Genomic DNA, 24,471 nt, shown 5'->3' with positions numbered 1-24,471 from the left:
TTGCTTTTTTATAATACTACACGTTTTGTTCTACTGCTATTGGTCCAATGGCCTGAAAGTAGAAAATCTATAAGGCGGACAAACCCCTGCGCATGGGCAGGGGGCATCACTACATGGGCGCGCTCCAGTATTTGCGGCACAGCATCACAGGGCGCCACCCTAAGATGGGCTCTATCGAAAAGAGCTAAATCATTACAGTGGTCTCCTGCAGCCACAAGAATCTCAGGGCCCGATTGAAGCTGATCCAAGTAATGAGAAAGTGCTGCCCCCTTAGAAACGCCAAGAGGAACAACATCAAGAAAATTCTTTCCAGAACGCATTACGTCAACATGGTCATTCAATGTCTCTCCAATACGCTCTTCCAGTTGCAGAATCTCATGTTCGCTGCCATAAAAAATAATACGAAAAACCCGTTCGTCTACATGGGGAGTCTGCAAATTATCGTATACTGGTACGTCTGCTTCTGTCAAAAAAAGGCGGGTTTTCTTGTCTTTTTTTCTGCATATAGCCGCCTCATCTGTAAAGATCTGAAGCTCAAGAGGGGCACTCCAGCCCTCTGCCAGCACCATATCGACAGCACGAGAAGACAAAGCAGCTTCCCACAGGGACTTTCCTGTAAGAGGATCCATGAGACGGGCTCCGTCATATACTATAGCAGGAAGCCATGCTCCAATGGCTTTAATATGGTTCTTAGAAGTGGCAAGGATCCGACCTGTCGCTACCATAATTTCCCAGCCATTCTCTCTGAGACGAGTACAGGCGGCCACCACATCTGGATGAACCTCTTCTCCATGAGAAAGGGTGCCGTCTATGTCCGTTACAAGTATCCTTTTTTTCATATAAAATCCCTCTCTGTATTTATTACCATATATAAAAACAGGGTTGCGCCGGCAAGGGGCACAACCCTGAACAGTTCCTAACTTATTAATTCAACCTACTTGGTTGCTGCGGTCTTCTTGAGCTCTTGAATTACATCATCAGTAATATCTATGCCCCCAAAGTAGACTGCGCTTTTCTCAATAACAACAGTAATCCCCTTGACCTTTGCCACAGTTCTTACTGCTATTTGAGATTCTTTGAAGAGAGGCTCCATTAAACGTTGCTCTTCCGTGGCAAGCTCTCTGCGTTTCGTCTGGTAAATTTCCATTTTTTTGTTCTGATCTGTTTCTTTGTCTACGGCGGCCTTCATTTCGTTCTCTTTTGTCTGGCTGATCACCTTCAGCTGCTGGGTGACACTTTCAAATTTTGGGTGCTGGAAAACGATCTTCTGTGAGTCGATCACACCAATTTTTTCTTCAGCCATGGAACACCCTGCAACCATGACCACTGCCAAAACAGCAAGAGAAACTATAAAGACCAGTTTTTTCGAAACTATCATTCAATGACCTCCTCCAAGACGGGAAAAGTTACTCACCTTGGCAAATTGTAACGTTGAAAAAGCAAGAAGTCCAGGTGAAAATACTGATTCTGGAATCTATTTAATCAAACTAACCAGTTAAGCTGCCAAAACATGCTAGCTATATATATTAGCGATAATAACGAAGGGATGTCGACCACGTTATAGCTTTTTTTACAGAGATGGAGTGTTCCCTCAGTGTACAGGCTGCCCGCCGCAAAGTTGTGCCAGTAGTACTCACATCGTCTATCAAAACTACAGATCGTACCTGCTGGCGACCTCTTCTGCCTCCCTTAAAAACAAGTGCATCCGCCGCCATTAACCGCCGTTCTATAGAACTATAAGAAGTCTGGAAGCCAGCCTTCGGATTCCAGACAAGCAACTCCACCACTGGCACTCGCCATTCCATGGCTATCCCTTTTGCTATGAGTTTCGCCTGATTCCACGGACGCCGGCTCTGTTTATGAAGAGGTATGGGCACAAGGGCATCACAGTCAACAGGTGGCAGGACCTTTGCCAGTGCTTGACCCATTACAACACCCAACTGACCCCATCCCCTATACTTCAAACGGAGAACAAGATCCCTGCATGTATCGTGATGGGTGGATCCAGACATGAGAGTTAGATCTCCGTCTAGCTCACGTATTATGGGATTATGAATAAGATTTTCAAGACAGGAGAGACAACCTGTTGAAGCGATCCTTCCACAAACAGGACATTCTACAGGCCATAAAAAATGCTCTACCCACCTCTTGAGGTTTCTCCCCAGGCTAAGAATATTCAATGGGGCGCCGTAAAAGCATAAGGGCTCCTTCTTTCCGCTCAAAACCATACTGAGTGAGGAAAGGTTCAAGTTCACTCGTGTAGGTAATAATAAGGGGGATGGCACGAATCGCAGGATGGGTAAGAGCATAATTGATGAGTGCAGAACCGATGCCTTTCCCCTGAAAATCAGGATGAACCATTATATCCCACAAGGAGCCGCGAAAAATAAAATCTGTCAATATACGGCAAAAGGCTATCAGTTTCTCTTCATGCCGTACTGAAAAACACATGGTGGTTCCCTCAAGCATCCGCTCTATGTCCTCAAGAGAACGGCTTTTACCCCACAAGGTAAAGCGATAGAGTTCCCTGAGCTCTGATGAAGTCACCGCCTTCTTGCTATCATAAAAAGCGTAATCAAGCTTTGTTTTCATGAGATTCTGTCACCTTTGGAAAGGACATTCCGTGAACTATTTTTCTTAGATCACTCTTTCTTGCGTCAGCTGAAACCTGGAGCTGCACAACCTGACCAGTCCCGCATCTAGGGCAAATCCACATGGCACGGGCAATGCCATCTACGTCTGGGGTTCCCGCTAGAACTTTTGTTTCTCCACATATCTGACATGCCACAATAAGCATAAATTATTCCCCCTGTAACCTGTCTCCCAAGGGCACTACTTCAAATTTTATTTTCACTGGCCCTTCAGTGTAAATATCTTCTGCCACAACCACAACAACTTCCACTTCCTGCCGAGTTTCCTGAAGTATTTCTACAGTCTCAAAGAAGTGTGTGGCATCCATAGCGCCAATTTTCCCACTTGCAGGATCAGGCATTATCCCTTCGGTCACAGCCCGTTGGTTTAACTCTGCAAGAAGGTCGTGTAAAAAAGACTCTGCATCAGCTGCATCGGGCTGCCATATTCGGGAAGCGACCACTTTTCCTTTCTGGTAGACAAGCTTGCTGTCATGGACCTCATATCTGACCCGGACGTCTTCACCAAGCAAAGCATTTGAACCGGCCAGAATTCTTATAAATTTACGCTCTAAAGCATTGACACACTCTTGTATTTTAGTTCTTTCCACTTCCAAATCAACATCGAGAATAATAGTATCTGCAGATATGCCTGTTCGAAGGGACACCATAAGCTCGGCCTTCCGTCGCAGGCTCTCAAAAATGGCCTCCACCTCTTTTTGAGAACTTCCAGGTGGAACCACCTGCTGTCCAAGAAGCTCTCCGGCAAAAACGGCTATCCTGCCACTTCGCACCTGAACCAGACCTTCCCGAAGATGGTCGGCTTCCTGACGGAGACGGGATACTTCCTGGTCAAGCTTGGCCTTCTCTTTTTCTAAGGAGTCTTTTTCTCCTTTCAAGCCAGCCAGCTCTTTTTGAGCCTTTTCGAGTTCTGGTTGAACCTTGGCAAGCTGACTCTGTATTTCGCGGAGCTTCTTTTCCTGTTCTTCCAGTTTACTTTGACTTTCCATCAGGCGAATTGACGCAAGCTGTGCTTCATCTCGACTTTCCTGTAGTTCTGCCGTAAGATTCATAATTTGACTCTGTAGAAACTTCATAGAGAAAAGAGCTGTCCGTACATTTTCTGATACAACTGACATGGTGAGCAATATCCCCACTGAAATAACCACTCCTGTGAAAGCAGTAATTATCTGACTTGTGTGGCGGGGACGCAAACCAAATAGGGAAATGCGCTTTTTCCCTATACGCATCCCCATGCGGTCTCCTAAATAAGCTAAAATGGCGCTCACCATGAGAAGAGTAATGATGAGTTTCCAGTTCATATCAGACCATATCTGGGCCTGCACACTTCTTCCTCCATTTCAATAATGATGATAATCTAGTTGAGTATTTCAACTTCATCTCTTACAGATGAAGTTGGGAGCTAGTCTTTTTATAACATGAAATGAAGATCGCTACATAGGACAATCCTCATTTTCAGCAAAACTACAGAGATGGGATTGAAGCGGGAAATTGTCTGAGCAGGCTTTCAATCTCTGAAGCAGTAAATAAATGCCCCTCGTTCATTCCTGGACAAAGAGTCGCTGCGCGATCCCAGCTTTCCTTTGTTGCCAAAATAGAAGGCCAAAAAGGGAAAAGGGAACACTGTGAAGGTCTTACGGGATAAATTAAGCATCTTGCCCCTTCACGGTTATAAAAAATACAATCTCCGCCACACTTCTCTTTTAGGCTTACAGGCCCCCATCGTCTTGTTTCATAACTATTCCTAAAAACTTCAACAGATAAATTCAGCCACGTTGCTATAATCTTTTCTTCTTCTTCGGAAACCCAGATTGCGCCCGGTTCTCCTCTACAGCATCGACCACACCCCAAACAGGCAAAATGAAGGCCATCACTCCACCAAATCTGTGGATTATCCATCTTCCCCTAACGCGCTTTCTTTCGCCCTTTGCGGGAGGATGTCATGAGAATGCCACTTCGCCCAGTGGCCTTAAGCTTGTCTATTTCAGCCAGTGCCTTCCCTGTTCCAAGGGCGACACTCTCCATGGGATCATCCGCGCAAAAACAGTTAATACCTGTCTGTTCCGTAATAAGCTCAGGAAGACCACGGAGAAGGGATCCACCGCCGGTAAGGACTATTCCACCATCTATAATATCAGCTGAAAGTTCTGGAGGCGTTATTTCAAGCACATTTCTGACGCCGTCAACAAGTGTCTGGATCATTTCCTCAATAGCCTGGCTTACCGCAGTACTGCTTATTTCTATCTGTCGAGGCAGCCCCTGAACGAGATCTCTGCCCTTAAGAACCATGGTCATTTCCTCTTCCTGCTGGCCACATGTCCCAATCATAATTTTCAGATTTTCTGCTGTCTGTTCCCCTATGGCAAGGCTATAGTGTTTTCTAAGATAACGCATAATGGCTTCATCAAATTTATCTCCGCCAATGCGCAGGGATTTTGAAACTACGATGCCTCCCAAAGAAATAACAGCAATGTCGCTTGTCCCCCCCCCGATGTCAACGATCATTTTGCCTCTGGGTTCTTCCACGTTGAGGTTAGCGCCAATTGCGGCAGCCATAGGTTCTTCAATCAAGAAGGCAGAGCTCGCTCCAACTTCTACTGCTGCTTCCAGCACCGCCCGTCTTTCAACATCTGTCGCCCCTGAAGGGACACAGATCATCACCCTATTTCTAAAGAAACGTCGAAAACCTTTGTTGATCCTCTTCATAAAATACTGAAGCATGGCTTCTGTCATGGAATAATCCGCAATAACTCCATCTCGAAGAGGCCGCACTGAAATAACATTCCCTGGTGTTCGTCCCACCATATTTTTGGCCTCGTTCCCAACTGCAAGAATTTTACCGTTTTCAAGGTCAATCGCTACAACAGACGGTTCTCGCAGCACTATACCCTTGCTTTTAACGTAAATAATGACTGTAGCTGTTCCCAGATCTATGCCTATATCGCTTCCAAACACGAACGTAGCCTCCTTATCAGAAAAACATTCCCACTCTCAAGAAAATATTATATGTGTTTCTACGCAAAATCAGAAGGGATTAATACGTCTGTTATCTCCCTTTCTCGTATTTCCGGAATAGTAAGAAAGCAATGGGCATTATAGCAGACCTTCCAAAAATAAAGCCCATGGGCTGGAGCCGTCATTCCTGCGTAAGTGCGATCCTTTTTTTCGTCATCGAGAAGTTCCTTTATCCACTCCGGATCATTTTTCCCTTTACCAACAAGATCAAGACTTCCAACTATTGATCGTACCATATTCATAAGAAAAGAATTGCCTCTCACTGTAATTACAGAAATATGTCCGCTCCTTAGATATTTTATGCGTAAAATAGTGCGAACTGTATCTCCAGGACACTCCTTGATCGGACAGAATGCTTTAAAATCATGGGTTCCCTCTAAGTATTCGCACGCCTTCTCTACTGCAGTTTTGTCCCATTTCCAACGATTCCACCACGCTCTTTGTGCCAGGTAGGGGGGGAAAGCTGGACCATGCCAAATATAATAGCGGTATTCCCGCCACAAGGCACAGAACCTCGCGCTAAAGCTCTCTTCTACTGGGAAAACCCCCATTATACGCACTGTTTCAGGCAAATAGAAATTAATGGCGAGGACGAGTCTTCTTGGTTCCCAAAAGGAAGGCAGGGAGAAAGAAACAACTTGCCCTCTTGAATGGACTCCCGCATCAGTTCTGCCAGCTGCAACAATGGGGATAGAAGTTGCGCAAAGTTTGGACAAGGCTTCTTCCAGGCTTTGTTGGACACTGGCTACTCCTAGTTGCCTCTGCCACCCGCAAAAAGCTGTCCCATCGTAGGATACAACTGCTGCATAACGCATTAAAGAATTACCACACGATCAACATAGATAAGAAGGGATAAAGACAAAACGAGAAGAAACAAAGCTACAGTATCGCGCCTTTTCCAGAGAAGCGGATTTAGACGGGTACGCCCATTACCACCTCTGTAGCACCTGGCCTCCATGGCCGTGGCAAGATCCTCCGCCCTTTGAAAAACTATAACAAAAAGAGGAACAAGAACGGGGAGCATAGCGCGTAAACGCTGCCAGAGATTTCCTTTATCAAGGTTTGCTCCACGGGCTAACTGCGCCTTCATTATGCGGTCAGTTTCATCAAGAAGAGTGGGAATAAAACGAAGGGCTATGGTCATCATCATTGCCAGTTCGTGGGCTGGAAAACCCATAGGGGCCAAAGGTGAAAATAGTTTTTCTAACCCATCGGCCAACTCCATGGGGCTTGTTGTTAGAGTTAGAAAACTAGCAAAGAGGACAAGAAACAACAGTCGGAGACCCATATAGACACCCATTCGAAAACCCTCTTTTGTAACAGTAATAATGCCCCATTGAAAAATGGGTGTCCCCTTGGTAAAAAAAAGATGAATCACTGCTGTAAAAACGACAAGTATCACCACAGGCCGTGCAGAACGAAGAACAAGAGAAAAAGGCAACCTGGATAAACAATTGATGAGCAGAAGCAAAAGCCCCCAAACACCGAAGGCTAGAGGGTGTTTTACAAGGAAAATCCCTGTCAAAAGAAATATAGTTCCTATAATTTTGCATCGAGGGTCAATAGCATGGACAATAGATTGAGCTGGAACGTATTGTCCAAAGGTGAGGTGATTCATAAACTTCATAACAATCTCACCTGCTTTTTCAAAGACTCAAAAAGGTCGTAATGACTCCATGTCAAGGGAACTGCCCAGCCCTTTTGCTCAAGACACATAGCTAGTTCAAGGACTTCTGGCATGCGAAGGCCCCTTATTGCCCCACGGCTCAATTCCTCTATTATTTTGCCTGGAGCACCTTGCACTACTTCCCGCCCTCCTTCAAGCACCAAAATGGAGTCGCTGGACATAAGCGCTGTTTCAAGATCGTGAGTTACAAAGATAATGCCTCTCCCCTTCTTCTTCTGTTTTGACAGTAATTTAATAAGGTCTTTACGGCCAGTCGCATCAAGACCGGCTGTCGGCTCATCAAGAACCAGGTAAGCAGGTTCAGCGGCAAGAACAGAAGCCAGCGCAATTCGTCGTTTTTCTCCTCCTGATAGTTGAAATGGATTCCTGTCAAGAAAATCTAATGGGATACCTACCTCTAATAAGGTTTCATTAACTACTTTTTCCAAATCTTCTTCTGGGACACCCCAATTTCGTGGAGCAAAAGCTACTTCGTCAAAAACAGTTTCAGCAAATAGCTGCTGTTCCGGGTATTGAAAGACAAGGCCCACAAGTCGTCTGATCTTCCGCAAATCCTGGCTTTTGGGGCGAGAAACGAAACCTTCCACGATAACCTCGCCTTTTTCAGGAACGATCAAAGCGTTAAGGTGTTGTGCCAAAGTAGATTTTCCACTACCGGTATGGCCAACGATAGAGAGCCATTGCCCCTTTTCTGTTGTTAGGTTAATCCCTTCTAAGGCCACTGTTTCAAGCGGCGTAGAAGGGTGATATGTATGGGTGAGATTTTTTATAATAATTGACATAAAGCCTTTTGTACTCCATCCACTGTTGCAGGCGTTTTTTCAGAGATCAGTCGCTCTGCAACCAGCATTTGCCATAATTCAATAAAAGGCGGACATTCCAAACCCCATTCATTGAGTTTTTCTGTGTGGCGAAAAAGTTCTGAAATGGTGCCATCCCATTGAACTTCTCCACTTTTTAAAACAAGCGCTCTATCACAATGAACTGTTTCTTCAAGGCGATGAGTAATGTAAATTATCGTTCTACCCTGAGCATGAAGTGTTTTTAACACGTCAAGCAGGTCTCGACGCCCTTGTGGATCAAGCATGGCTGTAGGTTCATCAAGCACAAGGCACGGAGGGTCTAAGGCTAATGCCCCCGCCACAGCCAATCGCTGTTTCTCACCGCCAGAAAGAGAATACGTTGGATTTTGCATCTTATGGGACAGCCCTGTCACAGAAAGAGCCCAGTCCACACGCTGTCGAATTTCGAGAGGAGAAAGTCCTATGTTTTCTGGTCCAAAGGCAGTATCGTCCTCCACGATAGTCCCTACTATCTGATTGTCGGGATTTTGAAAAACCATGGCCACGTGACTTCGAATCGCCCATAGATTTTTCTCTTCACGAGTATCCATGCCATAAACAAAGCAAGCGCCCTGCGAAGGAAGCAGCAGGGCGTTCAAATGTTTGGCAAGCGTTGATTTACCTGAACCATTGCTGCCCAATAGTGCCAGCCATTCCCCTTCCCTGACCTGAAAGCTTACCTGGTCAAGTGCAGGACTGTCCGCTTCAGGGTAGGAAAAACCTACACCCTGAAGCGTACAGACTATCTTTGGGGTCATTGCTATTCAACCAGCTCTATAATTGCCATAGGCGAGCCATCGCCGAGGCGGGGCCCGGTCTTAATTATTCTCGTGTAACCACCTGGGCGATTGGCATATCGTTTTGCCAAATCTTCAAATAGTTTTATAGAAGCTTCCTTATGCCCAAGACGAGCACGTATAATACGACGGTCGTGAACTGAGCCGCCCTTGGCCCTTGTAATAAATTTTTCGGCTACACGGCGAAGTTCCTTCGCCCGGGTCACCGTTGTGGTAAGGCTTCCTTCTATAAAAAGACTCGCTGCCAGATTTGAGAGCATCGCTCTGCGATGACTTCCATAACGGCCAAGCCTTCTATGATCCATACGGTGTCTCATGGAACTAGTCCTCCTTTACTGCTTTCTCTTCGCTTTTCTCTGTGCTGAGGCGAAGTCCCTGCTTCTCAAGTCTTTCCTCTATCTCACGGAGAGATATCTTTCCGAGGTTACGGATTTTAAGCAGGTCGTCCCGTGTACGCGTTAGAAGATCACCGATAGTGTGTATACCTCCGCGAAGAAGACAGTTCTCACTCCGTATGGAAAGCTCAAGCTCCCTCACTGGCCGGGAAAGAAGGTCATCTTCTTCTTTGGCAGCTTCTGCAGCCTCTGCCGCAGCCTCATCCGCTGAAAGAGCTGCCTCTTCTTCATCGATCCCCTCAAGAGGGTGTAACTTATCGACATCCTCTACGATAAACCCGAAGTATGAGCGAATAATCTTCGCCGCTTCTCCTACAGCAACATCCGGCGCAATAACGCCATTTGTAGTTACATCTAAAACGAGTCGTTCATAGTCAGTACGCTGTCCTACTCTGGCAGCTTCTACGTCGTAATGCACTTTCAGCACTGGAGAGTAAATCGCATCGATCAAAAGGGCATCTGCGGGAAGGTAAGCAGGTCGCGGTCGATCAATAGTGGCATACCCAACTCCCTGTTCTATATAAAGGTCCATCGATAATTGTGCTCCATCTTCCAGTACGCATACTGGCGCGTCAGGATCAATAAACTCAATTTCGCTATCGGGCTGAATATCTGCTGCGACAACCTGTTTGGGTCCTTCCGCTTCCAAGTGCAACACTTTAACATCCTTGCTGTATGAATGCACTGGGATGTGTTTAAGATTCAGCATCAGTTCGATTACGTCCTCACGCACACCGGGAATAGTACTGAACTCATGTAGAACGCCATCAACACGGACTGAAGTAATGGCTGCCCCCTTCACAGAGGAAAGCAACACGCGACGGAGAGAGTTACCCAGCGTTACACCATATCCTCTTTCAAGGGGCTCTACAATAACTTTCCCAAAGGTCGAGCTACACTCCTCAATTCGGATCTCAGGCCGCATTAGTTCCACTTTGTCCAACACCTTTCACGCCTACTATCTGGCATAGAACTCAACAACGAGCTGCTCGTTGACGGGAACATCTATCTGTTCGCGCACTGGTATGGAAAGCACTTTCGCTTCCATCCGCTCGCTATTAACCTCCAGCCATTCCGGAATCATTCTCGATGCCGCTACTTCTGCATTTTCGCGAATTATGGCAACTTCCTTGCTATTTTCAGCAACAGCTACAACTGCACCGGCACGAATTAAGTAGCTTGGCACGTCCACTTTACGCCCGTCTACTGTGAAATGGCCATGAAGCACCAACTGCCTAGCCTGACTTCTGCTTGTAGCCAACCCCATACGGTAAACAATATTGTCAAGGCGACGCTCAAGCAACTGAAGAAAATTATGTCCTGTTACTCCAGACATTCTGGAAGCTTCGCCAAACATGCGTCGGAACTGGCCTTCATTCATACCATAAAAACGGCGCAATTTTTGTTTTTCACGAAGTCGAAGGCCATACTCGCTCATTTTAGCGCGAGGTCTGCCTCTCCTCTGTTTATTCTTAGTTTCTCCCCGTGTTATTGCGCATTTTTCTGTAAAGCAACGATCTCCTTTTAAAAAGAGTTTTACTCCTTCAGCCTTACAGAGACGGCATACGGGTCCTGTATATCTGCTCATTAGGTGTTTTTCGCCTCCTTATAGGGGTGAAATTAAACTCTGCGACGCTTCGGCGGCCTGCAGCCGTTGTGCGGAATAGGCGTCGCATCTTTGATCATGTTTACCTGGAGTCCCGCTGCCTGCAGTGAACGAATAGCAGATTCGCGGCCAGGTCCGGGCCCTTTAACAATTACGTCGATCTCCTTCACCCCGTGGTCCTGTGCAGTCTTGGCTGCCTGCTGAGCCGCAATTTGCGCTGCGAAGGGTGTAGATTTTCTAGTGCCTTTAAAACCTACATTACCGCCAGAAGCCCAGGATAGAATGTTTCCGCCTTTATCTGTGATGCTCACAATAGTGTTGTTAAAGGTAGAAAAAATGTGAGCGACCCCATAGTTTACATTCTTTTTTTCTCTTTTTTTTCCTCTACGCTGTGTACGTTTGGCCACGTCCGTCAGCCTCCTTGATGTTCAATCTTTGCTTCTTACTTCCCGGCCTGTTTCTTCCCAGCTACGGTACGGCGTGGCCCTTTCCGTGTACGAGCGTTCGTTTTGGTCTTTTGACCACGAACAGGAAGCCCCAGCCTATGACGAAGTCCTCTGTAGCAACCAATATCCATTAACCGCTTAATATTCATGGTTACTTCGCGGCGCAGGTCTCCCTCTACCTTGTAATGCTCCTGTATTTCTTTACGTATTCTCTGAGCTTCTTCTTCTGTGAGATCCTTTACTCGCGTATCAGGATTAATACCCGTAGCAGCCAGAATCAAATGAGATGTAGGAAGTCCAATTCCATAAATATATGTAAGCGCTATTTCAACCCGCTTTTCGCGCGGTAGATCTACACCAGCAATTCGGGCCATGTGCTCGTTACCTCCTTGCACCCTGTCTCTGTTTGTGGCGCGGATTTTTGCTGCAAATGATCCGGACCACTCCTTTTCGCCGTATTACACGGCAATGCTCGCATATCGGTTTAACCGATGGTTTGACTTTCATTTCTTCCACGCTCCTCCGAGAAAACCTTTACCCGATCTTTATCGACATTCCGGGTATCTCTCGACCTATCTATTTAATGCTTTTACCAGCCGCGGTTAAGCATAAGGGCAGTACACAAGTTATTTATATCTATACACTATTCGTCCTCGTGTCAAGTCATAAGGTGAAATTTCTACGAGAACTTTGTCTCCTGGCAGAATTCGAATAAAGTGCATCCTCATTTTTCCTGAAACATGAGCTAAAATCTTGTGCCCATTTTCCAATTCCACCCTAAACATGGCATTCGGAAGCGGTTCTATGACTGTTCCCCTAACTTCAATGACATCGTCCTTATTCGCCATACGGTTTTGTCAACCTCCCTGCTTCTGACTACTGTTCATTTTTCCCTTACATGGGATAAAAGATACTGTAAGCGTCCTTTGTCCAATTCTTCTCCTCGGGCGATCCTCTGTGCAACTTCTTCAATAACCCATCGTGTTCCTTGAAGGTGTAAAGGATTCTTGGCTTTCGGTTTGGACACCGGAAATTTATCGCCATCTGAAACAAATATTCTGTTATCTTCAGGTTGGATCTTTACGACCACATACCATTTCCCAGCATCTTTCCCTTTCCTTGATAGCACTACCTGACCTATTTGAAACATACTTCCTCCGATCAGGCCCATTTCCAAGGAGTAAGTACCTCAGCCCCATCTTTTGTAATGAGAACGGATCTTTCAAAATGAGCAGCGTCAGAACCATCGGCAGTAAGAACTACCCATCGATCTGAACCTACAATTGTATCTTCTGCTCCCGACATTACCATAGGCTCTATTGCTATAGTCATACCAGCCTTAAGTGTCACTCCTCTGCCTGGATGTCCAAAGTTTGGCACTTGTGGCGGTTCGTGCAAGTGCATTCCTAAACCATGTCCAGTATAATCCCGCACCAGACCAAACCCATTCCCGATAACATAAGACTCTACAGCATGTCCTATATCACCAATGGTATTACCATCTCTTGCTTCTGCTATAGCTCTATTCAGGCTTTCAAGGGTCACATCGATGAGCCTCTGTCTCTCGCGGCTTATTCTACCTACCGGGTAGGTGCAGGCTGCATCGCCATAATATCCGCCATAACAGGTTCCTACATCGATACTGATAATATCTCCTTCTTCAAGATAACGGTCTTGAGAAGGAATGCCATGAACTATCTCATTATTTATAGATGCGCACACAGCTCCAGGGAAAGCAATAGGTATTCCTGGAACGCGATATCCCTTGAAAGCCGAAGTGGCACCCTCCCTTGAAATAAGATCTTCAGCGGCTTTATCTATATAAGCCGTCGTAATGCCGGGCCTAACAATCTCTGCGATAAGGTCAAGTACATCTGCTACGATCTGTCCAGCCTTTCGCATATATTGAAGATCCTTTTCCTTCTTCAAGGTAATCATTCAGCTACCTTCTCTTGAACCAATGCTTCTATTTCTGCCATTACACTTGAGCTGGACGTTCCGGCATTCACCTTTCTCAGAAGCCCCTTCTCGTCGTAATAAGAGATAAGCGGAGCTGTCTGGTCATGATAAACTTTGAGACGACTTCTAATAACAGTTTCTTTATCGTCATCCCGCTGGAAAAGTTCCCCTCCGCATTTCTCACAGCGCATCCCCTGTGAAGACGGTTTAAATGTAACATGGTAAATCTCTCCACATTGGCGGCACATACGACGTCCACAGAGCCTTTTTACAACCACTTCGTCATCCACGTCAAGCAATATAACAGCATCAAGAGAGAGATTCATTGTTGCAAGCAATTGATCTAGAGCTTCTGCCTGGGGGACGGTTCGCGGAAATCCATCAAGGAGAAAACCCTTTTCACAGTCTTTCTCTTTCAAGCGCTCTCCCATCATTCCAACGATAATCTCATCTGGCACAAGTTTTCCTCCATTCATGAACTCTTGTGCCTGGCAACCAAGCTCTGTCTTTTCCTTGACATTATGACGAAGTATATCCCCAGTGGAGATATGAGCAACATTGTATTTTGTTTTGATTTCTGCCGCCTGAGTTCCTTTGCCCGCCCCAGGTGGCCCTAACAATATAACTCGCATTTTCTCTTCCCCCTCCTTAGAATCGGAGGAAGCCTCCGCCTTTGGAATCACGGCGTTTCAAAATACCTTCATAGTGCCGCATCAGAAGCTGACCTTCGATCTGATGTACTGTGTCTAATGCTACACCTACAACGATAAGAACAGCAGTCCCTCCAAAGTAAAAGCTCGTAATCCCCATGAGATTTGTCATTAATGTGGGAAGAAGAGCGATAACGGCGAGAAATACTGCTCCGCCCAGCGTAATTCTTGACATAACCTTTTCAATAAATTCTGACGTAGGACGTCCGGGACGTATCCCCAAAATGAATCCGCCGTACTTCTTCATATTATTGGCGATATCAGCAGGATTAAAAACTACTGCCGTGTAAAAGTATGCAAAGAAAATTATAAGCGAAATGTAAAGAACTATGTATACGACACTGCCTGGTTCAAACATTTTTTGTACCATTGTCGCAATATTACCAGTAAAGAAACGGGCAATGGAATAAGGGAAAAGAAGAACTGACGATGCGAAAATAATTGGCATAACGCCAGCCTGATTCACCTTTAAAGGAATAAAAGTGCTCTGCCCCCCGTAGACCTTGTTCCCGACAACACGCTTTGCATACTGCACTGGCAGTCGTCGCTGACCTTCCTGAAGCAAAATACATCCTGCAATAACAACAAACATGAGTCCTATAGCAAGGATGAGTACAAGAATATTCATTTCGCCAAGACGCAGCATCTGCCAGCTTCTGAGAATAGCCTCTGGAATACGAGCAACTATACCTGCAAAAATAAGCAAAGAAATGCCGTTGCCTATTCCATGATCCGTAATTTCTTCACCCAACCACATAACAGTAACAGCACCAGCAGTTACTGTTAAAACAACGATCAATCCGGCAAAAAGCCCGCCACTGAAAATACCAAGTCGTCCTAGCCAGAAAGTCATGCCAACCGCCTGAATGCCGGCAAAAAGAATTGTACCCCAACGAGTAAACTGTATTATCTTCTTTCGTCCGTCTTCGCTTTCTTTCTGCATCTTTTCAAGTGCAGGGAAAACAACTACAAGAAGCTGAAAAACGATGCTCGAGTTAATGTAGGGGGTAACGCCGAGGGCGAAAATGCCAAATCGCCTCAGCGCTCCACCTGCAAAAATATCAAGGAACCCGAGCACACCAGCGCCCTGCTCAAATAATCGCGCCATTGCAGCAGTATCAATACCCGGCGTGGGAATATGGGCGCCGAGACGGAAAATAAAAAGAACTCCAAGCGTAAATAGTATCCGTCTTTTTAGATCTGGCAGCTTAAAGGCATCCCTGAAAGAATCAAGCACTTATATCACCTCGGCCTTCCCCCCCGCAGCTACAATTTTTTCAGCTGCTTGGGCACTGAAGGCCTGGGCTTTAATCGTCAGGCCCTGGGAAATTTCTCCTCTCGCGAGAATTTTTACAGGAGTCGCCAAATTTTGAATAAGACCCGCCTTGTAGAACTCCTCAACTCCCACAACTGAGCCATTCTCAAAACGACCAGCTATCTCCTCAAGATTGATTATCTGATAGTTTTTAGCAAACCGTGCATTATTAAATCCACGCTTAGGAACTCGACGTGTAATGGGCATCTGACCGCCTTCGAAACCAGGGCGTACTCCGCCTCCGGCTCTTGACTTCTGGCCTTTGTTTCCTTTTCCAGCTGTTTTGCCAGTGCCGCTGCCATGCCCCTGTCCCAAGCGCTTTGCTTTACGCCGTGAACCACTTGCAGGTCGAAGATCGTGTAAATTCATGGTGTGCCCCTCCTAGTCTTCAACAACAGTCCACTCTACAAGGTGGTGGACTTGGTTAATCATACCGCGAATTTGGGGGACATCCTCGTACTCTACTGTCTGGTGCAGTTTTCTGAGTCCGAGAGCTTTAATAGTCTTCTTATGACGAGCCTGCTGTCCAATCGCACTCCTAACCCATGTTATGCGAAGTTTAGCCATAGAACCGACCCCTCCTTATTCTGCCTCTGTCTGAGCGGCTTCTAGCCCTCTCAGACGCATAATTTCGTCGGGCGTCCTCATCTCGCGCAAAGCTTCAAGCGTTGCCCACGCAATATTGACAGGATTGGCAGTTCTCCCAATAACTTTGGTCAGCACATCTTTCACGCCGCCGAGCTCCATAATTGCCCGGACAACTCCGCCTGCGATAACTCCCGTACCGGGAGCAGCCGGCTTTAAAAGAACATGAGCCGCACCAAAGTGCCCATCAATCGGATGAGGGATCGTTGTTCCAACTTTTTTTAATTCCTGAAGATTTTTTGTCGCTTTATCTATGCCTTTTCTAACGGCTTCAGAAATTTCCTTCGCTTTGCCCATCCCAACGCCAACATACTGTTCGCCGTCACCTACAACAACAAGTACACTGAATTTAAAGCGTTTTCCGCCCTTTACGACCTTGCTTACTCTGTTGATGGCAACTACGCGTTCGCTGAGCTCTAAGCCTTTAGCGTCAACACGTTTCATGGTCATCCTCGGTCCTCCCTTTTAAAACTTCAGGCCTGCTTCACGGGCCGCATCTGCAAGGGCTTTGACCTTTCCGTGGTACATATGTCCCCCACGGTCAAATACCACTGTCGAAATCCCTTTTTCAAGGGCGCGTTCCGCAACAAGCTTGCCTACGGCTACAGCCGCTCCGATATTGCAGGTTCCTGCCGAAAGGGTGTCCCTGAGGCTTTTATCGAGAGTAGAAGCCGAGACAAGGGTATGCCCTGCCATATCATCAACAATCTGAACGTAAATATGGCTTAGACTGTGATAAACGGCCATTCTTGGACGCTCCGGTGTTCCGGAAACATTTTTCCTGAGTCTCCGGTGCCGGATGATACGCATATCATTTCTGCTTTTCGTTTTCATCAACGTCACCTCAGGTTACTTGGCACTGGCTTTGCCGGCCTTACGGATAATATATTCACCAGCATAGCGGATACCTTTCCCTTTATAGGGCTCTGGGCTTCTGAACTCACGAATGATCGCCGCTACCTGACCTACAAGCTGTCGATCGATACCCCTAACTGAAATCTTTATCGGACTTTCAGTCGCAATTTCTACACCTTTCGGTGGCTCATATTCGATAGGGTTTGAATACCCGACATTAAGAATTAGCTTGCTCCCCTGCATTTGAGCACGGTAACCAACTCCGACGATTTCAAGGTTTTTCACAAAGCCCTCGGTAACACCTGTTACCATATTGGCAATAAGGGCTCGCACCATTCCATGAAAGGCCCTCGTCTGTTTCTCGTCATTTTCTCGTTCAACTACGATACCACTATCTTCAACAGAGACAGTGATACCTGGCACAAGATCCGAACACAGCTCGCCTTTTGGCCCCTTCACAATAACCTTGTCGTCTTTTATTGTGACCGTAGCTCCCTTGGCGAGGGGAATTGGTTTACGTCCTATGCGTGACATAAAATCTCCCTCCCTCGCTTACCAAACGTAGCAAACAACCTCGCCGCCAAGACCTAGCTGAGAAGCCTCAGTGTCGGTCTTTAAGCCCTGGGAAGTGGAAATAACTGCTATTCCAAGTCCACCCATGACTTTCGGGAGATTATCTTTGCCAACATAGATCCTTCGCCCCGGTTTGCTGATTCTGCGAAGTCCCTGAATAACCCGCTCCTTATTGGGACCGTAGTTCAAGAAAACACGCACTACAGCGTAAGGCTTTTTAGGATCGTTGATTACCTTATAATTTCGGATATATCCCTCTTCTTTAAGAATTTTGGCAATGCTAAGCTTTACATTGCTGTGAGGGACATCTACGCTTTCGTGGTAAACCACGTTGGCGTTCCGTATCCTTGTCAGCATATCAGCTATTGGATCGGTTACGTACATTCCTGTGACCCCCTTATGTTCACTCTCGCCTACCAGCTAGACTTAACGACACCGGGGATCTTCCCCTCCCGTGCCAGTTTGCGGAAGCAGCAGCGGCACATATCGAACGCACGCATATAAGAGTGAACACGTCCGCAAAGCGGGCATCTGTTATACTTCCGCACCTTAAACTTTGGGGGCTGTTTAGCTTTATATTCCATTGCTTTACGAGCCATTTCTCTTTCCCCCTTATCTCTAACGGCTGCTGAAAGGCATGCCGAGCTCTTTCAGCAGGGCAAACGCCTCTTCGTCCGTTTTCGCGGTTGTTACGATAGACACATTCATTCCGCGAGTTCGAATAACATCGTCGTAGTCAACTTCCGGGAAGATAAGCTGTTCCCTCAACCCAAGGTTGTAATTGCCACGTCCATCAAAACCTTTACGAGAAACACCCTGAAAGTCCTTAATGGTCGGCAATGCCAATGAGATAAGGCGATCTATAAACTCCCACATCCGGGCTCCCCGAAGTGTTACCTTACATCCTACTGGCATACCCTGTCGAAGTTTAAATCCAGCAATGGACTTCTTCGCCCTTTTCATAAGAGGCTGCTGGCCAGTTATTGCACGAAGTTCGGCTATTGCGGAGTCCATATACTTCGTGTCGGTCTTAGCTTCGCCAACACCCACATTGACTACAACTTTGACTATACGTGGAACCTCCATCACATTGGAGTAACTAAACTCCTCCTTCAGATGAGGCACCACTTCGTTCTTATATTTATCAATAAAACGAGGATTCATCGTCGTGCCTCCTTATACCTTATCCACTATTTCGCCGCATTCTTTACAAACTCTTACCTTCTGCCCGCTTTCCAGGTAGGCACGGCCAACACGCGTAGCTTTACCACAGGCTGGGCAAACAAGCATAACCTTTGCAGCGTAAAGAGGAGCTTCCTGTTTCACAATTCCAGCCTGGGGACTCTTTTGAGAAGGTTTTACATGGCGCGTAACCATATTAACTCCTTCTACAACAACTTTCCCTTCTTTAGGAATATTACGAAGGACCTTCCCTTCCTTCCCCTTGTCTTTGCCAGAAATGACTTTTACAAAGTCTCCTTTTTTCACTCTTATCTTGCTCATTATGGCACTGCCCCCTTAGACAACTTCAGGAGCCAGAGACAGTATTCTCATATACTTCTTGGCTCGGAGCTCTCTTCCAACAGGGCCAAAGATACGCGTCCCTTTAGGATCTCCATTGTTGTCAATTATTACAGCTGCGTTATCGTCAAAACGGACATATGAACCGTCAGAACGGCGCAACTCCTTCTTAGTACGGACAATGACAGCTTTCACAACAGAACCCTTGGCGATATTGCTATTTGGGATAGCTTCTTTGACGGAAGCAACAATAACGTCTCCGATGGTTCCATAGCGCCGTCCGCTTCCACCTAGAACCTGAATACACATCAGGCTTTTCGCCCCAGAGTTATCTGCTACATTAAGAACTGTTCTAAGCTGAATCATGACCTATTCCTCCTCGGCCAATTCGTCAGCGGCTCTATCAAATACTGGAGCTCTTTGAATTACCTTCTCAAGAATCCAGCACTTTCTGCGACTCACAGGTCGAGTTTCAGCGATACTCACTAAATCCCCAATACGACATGTGTTTTCTGGGTCATGAGCCATATATTTTGTAGCCTTGACTATTCTTTTCCCATAAAGAGGATGAATGTCATGGCGAATTACACGGACAACAATAGTCTTGTCCATCTTTTCGCTGACAACGGTGCCGACCCGTCTTTTACGATGGGGAGTACGTGCCTCCATCAGTCGTTACCTCCTTCCAGCAGCGCTTTCTGCCTGCTGTTTCTCTCGCACTACCGTCAGTACTCTAGCAATGGTTTTCTTAACAGCCTGAATCCGGCTAGTATTCTGAAGCTGCCCTATTGCATTCTGAAAACGAAGATTGAATAGCTCTTCTTTGTACTGACGATGTTTCTCTTGAAGCTCTTCTAGGGTTAAATCTCGCAAACTCTTCGCATCCATATCTATTCACCACCCAGACCTTCGCGGGCAACAATTTTGACTTTGACAGGGAGCTTATGAGATGCCGTTCTGAATGCTTCTTCCACGACTTCCCGCGACACTCCCGCCACTTCAAAGAGAATCCGCCCGCGTTTGACAGGGGCTACCCAGAACTCAGGAGTTCCCTTTCCTTTACCCATACGGGTTTCAAGAGGTTTTTTGGTAAAAGGATGATCTGGGAAAATGCGAATCCAGATTTTTCCACCCTTTTTCATCTTTCTCGAAATTGCAACTCGAGTAGCCTCTATCTGGCGAGCTGTGATCCAAGCGCAATCCTGTGCCTGAAGTCCATAGTCTCCAAAGGCTACAGTTGCCCCGCCTTTGGCCGTCCCACGAAGAGGTCTTCGAAAGGGTTTCCGGTATTTAACTCGTTTTGGCATAAGCATTTCGGATTACCCCCTCTTCCTGGATGATCTAGGCTGCGCAGGTCTTTCATTTTCTTTGTCTCTGAAAATCCAGACCTTCACACCAATTATGCCGTACATGGTCTTGGCTTCATAGAAACCATAATCAATATCAGCTCGAATGGTGGAAAGGGGAAGCTGCCCTTCGTTATACCATTCTGTCCGAGCAATCTCCGCACCGCCAAGCCGACCAGCACACTGAACCTTAATACCTTTTGCTCCGGCTTTCATGGCACGGAAAATGGCCTGCTTCATTGCCCTTCTAAAGCTGACTCTACGCTCCAGCGCCGAGCTAACGCTCTCTGAAACAAGCTGAGCCACCAAGTCAGGATTCTTTATTTCCTGAACATTGATCATTATCTTCGATCCAGTCTGCTTCTGAAGCTCGTCTTTTACTACCTGTATCTCAGATCCGCCTCGACCGATTACTACACCAGGCCGGGAGGTCCAAATTGAAAAGCGAATAACATTACCAACGCGCTCAATGTCAACCCTGGATATACCGGCATGAGCCCATCTATCCATGATCCATTTTCTAAGCTTGAGATCCTCATGAAGTTTCTTGGCATAATCCTTGCCATTGGCATACCACTTGGATTCCCACTCTGTTACTACACCTAATCTATAACCTACTGGGTGAACTTTCTGTCCCACGAGTTCCCCCTCCTTAACGTTCCGCAACGATGATCGTTACGTGGCTGGTACGGTGCTGATAGGGATGGGCCCTCCCCATTGATACGGGGCGGAAACGCTTCATTCTTGGTCCCTGATCTGCCGTAGCTTTAACCACCCGCAGCTTGTCAGTATCCATGCCGTAATTGTGCTCGGCGTTAGCTACTGCACTCTGCAGAACCTTGCTGACAATCCCTGCAGCCTTCTGAGGGCTGTACTTGAGGATCATCATCGCCTCGTCTACCTTTTTACCTCTAATAAGAGGAAGAATGCGTCTCACTTTATAAGGTGAAATCCGCACCTGTTTGGCAAGGGCTCTTGCTTCCATAACCGACACTCCCCCTTACCTTATCCTCGAAGAGCGTTCCTGACCCGCATGTCGCACTGACTTGCGAGTGGGAGCAAACTCTCCAAGCTTATGTCCTACCATGTTCTCACTTACATAAATGGGAACATGAATTCTACCATTATGTACCGCTATAGTGTGACCAATCATCGCCGGAACGATCGTTGAACGTCGAGACCAAGTTTTCAATACCTTCTTATTCCCTGAAACGTTCATTTCCTCTATCCTGCGAAGAAGTTTAAGGTCAACATAGGGCCCTTTCTTTGTTGAACGAGCCATATCAGTCCCTCCTAACGCTACTTCGCATACCGGCGGCGAACAATGAGCCTATCAGAAGGCTTGTTCTTCCGGGTACGATAACCTTTTGCCAGTGTTCCCCACGGAGAAACAGGATGCTTGTGAGATTTACTCCGTCCTTCTCCACCGCCGAGGGGGTGATCAACTGGGTTCATAACTACACCGCGAACTTTAGGCCTTCTGCCTAACAAGCGAGTTTTGCCCGCTTTACCGAGAGAGATATTCTCATGTTCCACATTGCCAACCTGTCCTACTGTTGCCATACATTCATTCAACACAAGACGAAGTTCTCCGCTCGGCATTCTAATATAGGCATACTTGCCCTCTTTCGCCATAAGCTGCGCTGAAGTTCCGGCAGAGCGTACGGCTTTTCCACCGCAACCTGGCTCTAGCTCAATATTATGAACAACTGTACCAACCGGCATATCTTTGAGTTTCAATGCGTTGCCTGGTTTAATGTCAGACTCTGGTCCTGCAACAACCATATCTCCAACACTGAGGTCAGCAGGAGCCAGTATATAGCGTTTCTCACCATCTAAATAGTGAATAAGCGCAATACGGGCAGAGCGGTTAGGGTCATATTCAATGGCCGCAACTTTTCCAGAAACTCCAATCTTGTCGCGCTTAAAGTCGATAATTCGATAGAGCCGCTTCATTCCGCCGCCACGATGGCGCATGGTTATACGACCTAGGTTGTTCCGTCCGCCAGCTTTTTTTAATGCTGTAGTCAGGGCGCGCTCAGGCTCGCTTTTTGTAACTTCATCAAAAGACTGGCTTGACATGGCGCGGCGGCCTGGCGTATAGGGTTTGAACTCTTTTATAGACATTCTTCTCGTCTCCCCCCCACTAAATGCTCGCGCCCTCAAAGAACTCGATACGTTCGCCTTCAGCAAGGCTTACGATCGCTTTCTTCCAAGAACGAGTTTTTCCAAGAAATACTCCCATTCTCTTGGGCTTAGCGTTTACCTTCATAACATGTACGTTCGTAACTTTAACCTTAAAGATTTCTTCTATGGCTTCTCTTACCTGGATCTTGTTGGCACCCTGATGTACTTCAAAAGTATATTTATTATGCTCCATCATCCGGCTGCTCTTCTCAGTAATAATTGGTCTTATTATGATGTCATGAGCAAGGAGTTTCATATGGAGTACACCTCCTCGATCCGGGCTACAGCTTCCTGCGTCAAAATTAGGTTCTGATAGTTCAAAAGATCATATACGTTGATATTGCCCACATTGATAGCTCTTGCGTCTGGAATGTTTCTCACAGACTTTGAAACTGCGTCATTAGGCTCGTGAAGAACGATCAATGGCTTTTTTACACCCATCTTGTCGATAAAACCAAGCATCACTTTTGTAGATGGGGTATCAAGATCAATGTGATCAACCACGGTCAAAAGATTGTCTCTGACTTTAAGAGACAGGGCACTTCTCAACGCAAGACGGCGAACCTTTTTATTAACCTTCTGGCTATAGTCTCGAGGGCTAGGCCCGTGAGCTACTCCTCCACCAACCCAGATCGGTGATCTCGTACTGCCGTGACGAGCACGACCAGTATGTTTCTGACGCCAAGGCTTTCTTCCACCGCCTCTTACCTCTCCTCTTCCTTTGCAGCTATGGGTTCCCTGGCGAAGATTCGCCAGCTGAGCTACAACAACCTGGTGCATGGCCGGTACGTGGATCGGCGCAGCAAACACAGAGTCGGAAAGCTGGAGGTCACTTACCTGTTCACCCTGAAAACTAACAAGCTTTACGGTAGGCATAATCGTTCTGCCCTCCTTCTGTTCCCGACCTAATCCTGCTTAAAGACCGTAACGATGTCATTTTTAGCACCGGGAACGGCCCCTTTTACAAGCAGGAGATTGTTTTCCGTATCGACTGCCACAACAGTAAGGTTTTTAACAGTGACACGCTCGCCGCCCATTCTACCAGGCATAGCTTTCCCTTTAAAAATCTTTCCGGGATAGCTGCTGGCTCCACTTGAACCACCGTGACGGTGAGTCTTAGAAACTCCATGGGTCGCAAAAGTACCACCAAAGTTAAACCGTTTCATAACACCGGCAAAACCCTTACCCTTACTCATACCTACCACATTGATTTTCTCGCCTTCTTCAAAAAGAGAAACAGTGATAGCCTGGCCTACTTCATAGCCCTTCACGTTATCTAAGCGAAATTCCCTTAAGTAACGCTGAGGTTCTACGCTGGCCTTGTCAAATTGCCCTTTTATGGGCTTCGTGAGCTTGTGGGGCTTTATTTCGCCGAAACCAAGCTGTACGGCCGAATAGCCATTCTTTTCGGGAGTCTTCAGAGAGACCACAGGGCAAGGACCCGCTTGTATCACCGTTACTGGCACAGCTTGTCCAGCCTCGTTATATATCTGAGTCATCCCTAATTTACGCCCCAGTATTCCAATGCTCATCCACTTCCACTCCTTTCAGCTCAGAGCTTCCTACAGTTTGATCTGGATGTCCACCCCAGAAGGAAGGTTCAGCTGCATAAGCGCATCCATTGTCTTTTGTGTCGGATTGACGATGTCTATAAGGCGCTTATGAGTTCTCATTTCAAACTGCTCCCTCGCATCTTTGTCTTTGTGCGGGGATTTCAAGATTGTATATTTATTGATTTCAGTCGGCAAGGGGATAGGACCAGAAACTTTAGCCCCACTCCGCTCTGCTGTCTCAGCAATCTGAGAGGCCGAACTGTCCAACACCCTATGATCAAAGGCCTTCAGACAAATACGTATCTTTTTAGCCAAAATTCAACAACCCCCTTTTTTGGGGTTATGCAAGAATCTCGGTGACAACGCCA

The 24,471-nt window shown here is 46.6% G+C and carries 44 protein-coding genes; all 44 read right to left on the bottom strand.

The features are described 5' to 3' along the window. Positions 1–8: 8 nt before the first annotated feature. Entirely contained in the window at positions 9–839 is an 831-nt protein-coding gene (locus tag B2U56_RS02775; protein ID WP_286952141.1) for an HAD-IIB family hydrolase, read from the bottom strand. 95 nt (positions 840–934) lie between these two features. Then, positions 935–1,378: an OmpH family outer membrane protein gene (locus tag B2U56_RS02770; protein WP_013048070.1), complete on the bottom strand. Its 444-nt coding sequence runs from the start codon at positions 1,376–1,378 to the stop codon at positions 935–937. A 148-nt stretch (positions 1,379–1,526) separates the two neighbouring features. Next, positions 1,527–2,012 carry a ComF family protein gene (locus B2U56_RS02765; protein ID WP_286952139.1) on the bottom strand — a complete coding sequence of 162 codons (486 nt, stop codon included), beginning with the start codon at positions 2,010–2,012 and terminating at the stop codon, positions 1,527–1,529. Positions 2,013–2,166: 154 nt separating this feature from the next. Next, the gene (locus B2U56_RS02760; protein WP_013048068.1) at positions 2,167–2,592 is read right to left on the bottom strand and encodes a GNAT family N-acetyltransferase; all 426 of its coding nucleotides are present in this window, start codon (positions 2,590–2,592) and stop codon (positions 2,167–2,169) included. Next, the gene (locus tag B2U56_RS02755; protein ID WP_013048067.1) at positions 2,576–2,797 is read right to left on the bottom strand and encodes a hypothetical protein; all 222 of its coding nucleotides are present in this window, start codon (positions 2,795–2,797) and stop codon (positions 2,576–2,578) included. The genes B2U56_RS02760 and B2U56_RS02755 overlap by 17 nt, the downstream gene beginning before the upstream one ends. Positions 2,798–2,800: 3 nt before the next feature. Beyond that, positions 2,801–3,976 carry a DUF3084 domain-containing protein gene (locus tag B2U56_RS02750; protein ID WP_286952137.1) on the bottom strand — a complete coding sequence of 392 codons (1,176 nt, stop codon included), beginning with the start codon at positions 3,974–3,976 and terminating at the stop codon, positions 2,801–2,803. A 139-nt stretch (positions 3,977–4,115) separates the two neighbouring features. After that, on the bottom strand, positions 4,116–4,550 hold the full coding sequence (locus tag B2U56_RS02745) for a YkgJ family cysteine cluster protein (RefSeq protein WP_286952135.1): 435 nt from the start codon (positions 4,548–4,550) through the stop codon (positions 4,116–4,118). A 6-nt stretch (positions 4,551–4,556) separates the two neighbouring features. Continuing rightward, a complete protein-coding gene (locus B2U56_RS02740) occupies positions 4,557–5,606 on the bottom strand; it encodes a rod shape-determining protein (RefSeq protein WP_286952133.1) in 1,050 nt (349 codons plus the stop codon). A gap of 59 nt (positions 5,607–5,665) precedes the next feature. Further along, positions 5,666–6,481: a tRNA pseudouridine(38-40) synthase TruA gene (truA, locus tag B2U56_RS02735; RefSeq protein ID WP_286952131.1), complete on the bottom strand. Its 816-nt coding sequence runs from the start codon at positions 6,479–6,481 to the stop codon at positions 5,666–5,668. After that, positions 6,481–7,293: an energy-coupling factor transporter transmembrane component T family protein gene (locus B2U56_RS02730; protein ID WP_286952130.1), complete on the bottom strand. Its 813-nt coding sequence runs from the start codon at positions 7,291–7,293 to the stop codon at positions 6,481–6,483. The genes truA and B2U56_RS02730 overlap by 1 nt, the downstream gene beginning before the upstream one ends. Next, positions 7,290–8,135 carry an ATP-binding cassette domain-containing protein gene (locus B2U56_RS02725; protein WP_286952129.1) on the bottom strand — a complete coding sequence of 282 codons (846 nt, stop codon included), beginning with the start codon at positions 8,133–8,135 and terminating at the stop codon, positions 7,290–7,292. The genes B2U56_RS02730 and B2U56_RS02725 overlap by 4 nt, the downstream gene beginning before the upstream one ends. After that, the gene (locus B2U56_RS02720) at positions 8,120–8,953 is read right to left on the bottom strand and encodes an energy-coupling factor transporter ATPase (RefSeq protein ID WP_286952127.1); all 834 of its coding nucleotides are present in this window, start codon (positions 8,951–8,953) and stop codon (positions 8,120–8,122) included. Before B2U56_RS02720 ends, B2U56_RS02725 begins: the two co-directional genes overlap by 16 nt. Positions 8,954–8,955: 2 nt before the next feature. Continuing rightward, complete coding sequence (rplQ, locus tag B2U56_RS02715) at positions 8,956–9,309, bottom strand: 50S ribosomal protein L17 (RefSeq protein ID WP_013048058.1); 354 nt, start codon at positions 9,307–9,309, stop codon at positions 8,956–8,958. 4 nt (positions 9,310–9,313) lie between these two features. Then, positions 9,314–10,312, bottom strand: a complete 999-nt coding sequence (locus tag B2U56_RS02710; protein ID WP_286952285.1) for a DNA-directed RNA polymerase subunit alpha — start codon at positions 10,310–10,312, stop codon at positions 9,314–9,316. A 33-nt stretch (positions 10,313–10,345) separates the two neighbouring features. Continuing rightward, on the bottom strand, positions 10,346–10,975 hold the full coding sequence (rpsD, locus tag B2U56_RS02705; RefSeq protein WP_286952125.1) for a 30S ribosomal protein S4: 630 nt from the start codon (positions 10,973–10,975) through the stop codon (positions 10,346–10,348). 32 nt (positions 10,976–11,007) lie between these two features. Then, entirely contained in the window at positions 11,008–11,400 is a 393-nt protein-coding gene (gene rpsK, locus B2U56_RS02700; RefSeq protein WP_013048055.1) for a 30S ribosomal protein S11, read from the bottom strand. A 35-nt stretch (positions 11,401–11,435) separates the two neighbouring features. Then, complete coding sequence (gene rpsM / locus B2U56_RS02695) at positions 11,436–11,813, bottom strand: 30S ribosomal protein S13 (protein WP_013048054.1); 378 nt, start codon at positions 11,811–11,813, stop codon at positions 11,436–11,438. 7 nt (positions 11,814–11,820) lie between these two features. After that, positions 11,821–11,946 carry a 50S ribosomal protein L36 gene (gene rpmJ, locus B2U56_RS02690; RefSeq protein ID WP_013048053.1) on the bottom strand — a complete coding sequence of 42 codons (126 nt, stop codon included), beginning with the start codon at positions 11,944–11,946 and terminating at the stop codon, positions 11,821–11,823. A 119-nt stretch (positions 11,947–12,065) separates the two neighbouring features. Next, positions 12,066–12,287 (bottom strand): translation initiation factor IF-1, encoded by a 222-nt coding sequence (gene infA, locus B2U56_RS02685; RefSeq protein WP_013048052.1) that lies wholly within the window; start codon positions 12,285–12,287, stop codon positions 12,066–12,068. Between the two features lie 35 nt (positions 12,288–12,322). Next, positions 12,323–12,589 carry a KOW domain-containing RNA-binding protein gene (locus B2U56_RS02680; protein ID WP_286952121.1) on the bottom strand — a complete coding sequence of 89 codons (267 nt, stop codon included), beginning with the start codon at positions 12,587–12,589 and terminating at the stop codon, positions 12,323–12,325. A gap of 11 nt (positions 12,590–12,600) precedes the next feature. Continuing rightward, positions 12,601–13,377 carry a type I methionyl aminopeptidase gene (gene map, locus B2U56_RS02675; RefSeq protein WP_286952119.1) on the bottom strand — a complete coding sequence of 259 codons (777 nt, stop codon included), beginning with the start codon at positions 13,375–13,377 and terminating at the stop codon, positions 12,601–12,603. Continuing rightward, positions 13,374–14,030 carry an adenylate kinase gene (locus tag B2U56_RS02670; protein ID WP_286952117.1) on the bottom strand — a complete coding sequence of 219 codons (657 nt, stop codon included), beginning with the start codon at positions 14,028–14,030 and terminating at the stop codon, positions 13,374–13,376. The genes map and B2U56_RS02670 overlap by 4 nt, the downstream gene beginning before the upstream one ends. Before the next feature lie 16 nt (positions 14,031–14,046). After that, a complete protein-coding gene (gene secY, locus B2U56_RS02665; protein ID WP_286952115.1) occupies positions 14,047–15,345 on the bottom strand; it encodes a preprotein translocase subunit SecY in 1,299 nt (432 codons plus the stop codon). Beyond that, positions 15,346–15,792 (bottom strand): 50S ribosomal protein L15, encoded by a 447-nt coding sequence (gene rplO / locus B2U56_RS02660; protein WP_286952113.1) that lies wholly within the window; start codon positions 15,790–15,792, stop codon positions 15,346–15,348. A 12-nt stretch (positions 15,793–15,804) separates the two neighbouring features. Continuing rightward, a complete protein-coding gene (gene rpmD, locus B2U56_RS02655; protein ID WP_013048046.1) occupies positions 15,805–15,990 on the bottom strand; it encodes a 50S ribosomal protein L30 in 186 nt (61 codons plus the stop codon). A gap of 15 nt (positions 15,991–16,005) precedes the next feature. Then, positions 16,006–16,518, bottom strand: a complete 513-nt coding sequence (gene rpsE / locus B2U56_RS02650; protein ID WP_286952111.1) for a 30S ribosomal protein S5 — start codon at positions 16,516–16,518, stop codon at positions 16,006–16,008. Positions 16,519–16,533: 15 nt separating this feature from the next. Further along, positions 16,534–16,902: a 50S ribosomal protein L18 gene (rplR, locus tag B2U56_RS02645; RefSeq protein WP_013048044.1), complete on the bottom strand. Its 369-nt coding sequence runs from the start codon at positions 16,900–16,902 to the stop codon at positions 16,534–16,536. Between the two features lie 15 nt (positions 16,903–16,917). Beyond that, positions 16,918–17,457 carry a 50S ribosomal protein L6 gene (rplF, locus tag B2U56_RS02640; RefSeq protein ID WP_286952110.1) on the bottom strand — a complete coding sequence of 180 codons (540 nt, stop codon included), beginning with the start codon at positions 17,455–17,457 and terminating at the stop codon, positions 16,918–16,920. Positions 17,458–17,475: 18 nt separating this feature from the next. Beyond that, complete coding sequence (gene rpsH / locus B2U56_RS02635) at positions 17,476–17,880, bottom strand: 30S ribosomal protein S8 (protein ID WP_013048042.1); 405 nt, start codon at positions 17,878–17,880, stop codon at positions 17,476–17,478. Positions 17,881–17,909: 29 nt separating this feature from the next. Continuing rightward, positions 17,910–18,095: a type Z 30S ribosomal protein S14 gene (locus tag B2U56_RS02630; protein ID WP_013048041.1), complete on the bottom strand. Its 186-nt coding sequence runs from the start codon at positions 18,093–18,095 to the stop codon at positions 17,910–17,912. A 19-nt stretch (positions 18,096–18,114) separates the two neighbouring features. Beyond that, on the bottom strand, positions 18,115–18,660 hold the full coding sequence (rplE, locus tag B2U56_RS02625) for a 50S ribosomal protein L5 (RefSeq protein ID WP_286952107.1): 546 nt from the start codon (positions 18,658–18,660) through the stop codon (positions 18,115–18,117). A gap of 12 nt (positions 18,661–18,672) precedes the next feature. Further along, the gene (gene rplX, locus B2U56_RS02620) at positions 18,673–18,999 is read right to left on the bottom strand and encodes a 50S ribosomal protein L24 (protein ID WP_286952105.1); all 327 of its coding nucleotides are present in this window, start codon (positions 18,997–18,999) and stop codon (positions 18,673–18,675) included. A gap of 15 nt (positions 19,000–19,014) precedes the next feature. Continuing rightward, a complete protein-coding gene (rplN, locus tag B2U56_RS02615) occupies positions 19,015–19,383 on the bottom strand; it encodes a 50S ribosomal protein L14 (RefSeq protein ID WP_013048038.1) in 369 nt (122 codons plus the stop codon). Between the two features lie 3 nt (positions 19,384–19,386). Next, positions 19,387–19,686 (bottom strand): 30S ribosomal protein S17, encoded by a 300-nt coding sequence (gene rpsQ / locus B2U56_RS02610; RefSeq protein ID WP_013048037.1) that lies wholly within the window; start codon positions 19,684–19,686, stop codon positions 19,387–19,389. Between the two features lie 6 nt (positions 19,687–19,692). Then, positions 19,693–19,905: a 50S ribosomal protein L29 gene (rpmC, locus tag B2U56_RS02605; protein ID WP_213700902.1), complete on the bottom strand. Its 213-nt coding sequence runs from the start codon at positions 19,903–19,905 to the stop codon at positions 19,693–19,695. Positions 19,906–19,907: 2 nt separating this feature from the next. Next, complete coding sequence (gene rplP, locus B2U56_RS02600) at positions 19,908–20,330, bottom strand: 50S ribosomal protein L16 (protein WP_286952102.1); 423 nt, start codon at positions 20,328–20,330, stop codon at positions 19,908–19,910. Positions 20,331–20,336: 6 nt separating this feature from the next. Beyond that, complete coding sequence (gene rpsC, locus B2U56_RS02595; protein ID WP_286952101.1) at positions 20,337–21,002, bottom strand: 30S ribosomal protein S3; 666 nt, start codon at positions 21,000–21,002, stop codon at positions 20,337–20,339. 13 nt (positions 21,003–21,015) lie between these two features. Then, on the bottom strand, positions 21,016–21,348 hold the full coding sequence (gene rplV / locus B2U56_RS02590; RefSeq protein ID WP_013048033.1) for a 50S ribosomal protein L22: 333 nt from the start codon (positions 21,346–21,348) through the stop codon (positions 21,016–21,018). Positions 21,349–21,363: 15 nt separating this feature from the next. Beyond that, positions 21,364–21,645 carry a 30S ribosomal protein S19 gene (rpsS, locus tag B2U56_RS02585; protein WP_286952100.1) on the bottom strand — a complete coding sequence of 94 codons (282 nt, stop codon included), beginning with the start codon at positions 21,643–21,645 and terminating at the stop codon, positions 21,364–21,366. Positions 21,646–21,662: 17 nt separating this feature from the next. Further along, complete coding sequence (gene rplB / locus B2U56_RS02580) at positions 21,663–22,490, bottom strand: 50S ribosomal protein L2 (RefSeq protein ID WP_286952098.1); 828 nt, start codon at positions 22,488–22,490, stop codon at positions 21,663–21,665. Positions 22,491–22,509: 19 nt separating this feature from the next. Next, on the bottom strand, positions 22,510–22,806 hold the full coding sequence (rplW, locus tag B2U56_RS02575; RefSeq protein ID WP_013048030.1) for a 50S ribosomal protein L23: 297 nt from the start codon (positions 22,804–22,806) through the stop codon (positions 22,510–22,512). Next, positions 22,803–23,426, bottom strand: a complete 624-nt coding sequence (gene rplD, locus B2U56_RS02570; RefSeq protein ID WP_286952097.1) for a 50S ribosomal protein L4 — start codon at positions 23,424–23,426, stop codon at positions 22,803–22,805. The genes rplW and rplD overlap by 4 nt, the downstream gene beginning before the upstream one ends. Positions 23,427–23,455: 29 nt before the next feature. Continuing rightward, on the bottom strand, positions 23,456–24,082 hold the full coding sequence (gene rplC, locus B2U56_RS02565; RefSeq protein ID WP_286952095.1) for a 50S ribosomal protein L3: 627 nt from the start codon (positions 24,080–24,082) through the stop codon (positions 23,456–23,458). Between the two features lie 30 nt (positions 24,083–24,112). After that, positions 24,113–24,421 (bottom strand): 30S ribosomal protein S10, encoded by a 309-nt coding sequence (rpsJ, locus tag B2U56_RS02560; RefSeq protein WP_286952283.1) that lies wholly within the window; start codon positions 24,419–24,421, stop codon positions 24,113–24,115. Positions 24,422–24,471 lie beyond the last annotated feature (50 nt).

This window comes from Aminobacterium sp. UBA4987 (assembly GCF_002396985.1).
Taxonomy (GTDB): Bacteria; Synergistota; Synergistia; order Synergistales; family Aminobacteriaceae; genus Aminobacterium; species Aminobacterium colombiense.
Note: the sequence above shows the minus strand (reverse complement) of the source record. Positions and strands in the feature narration are given on the sequence as shown.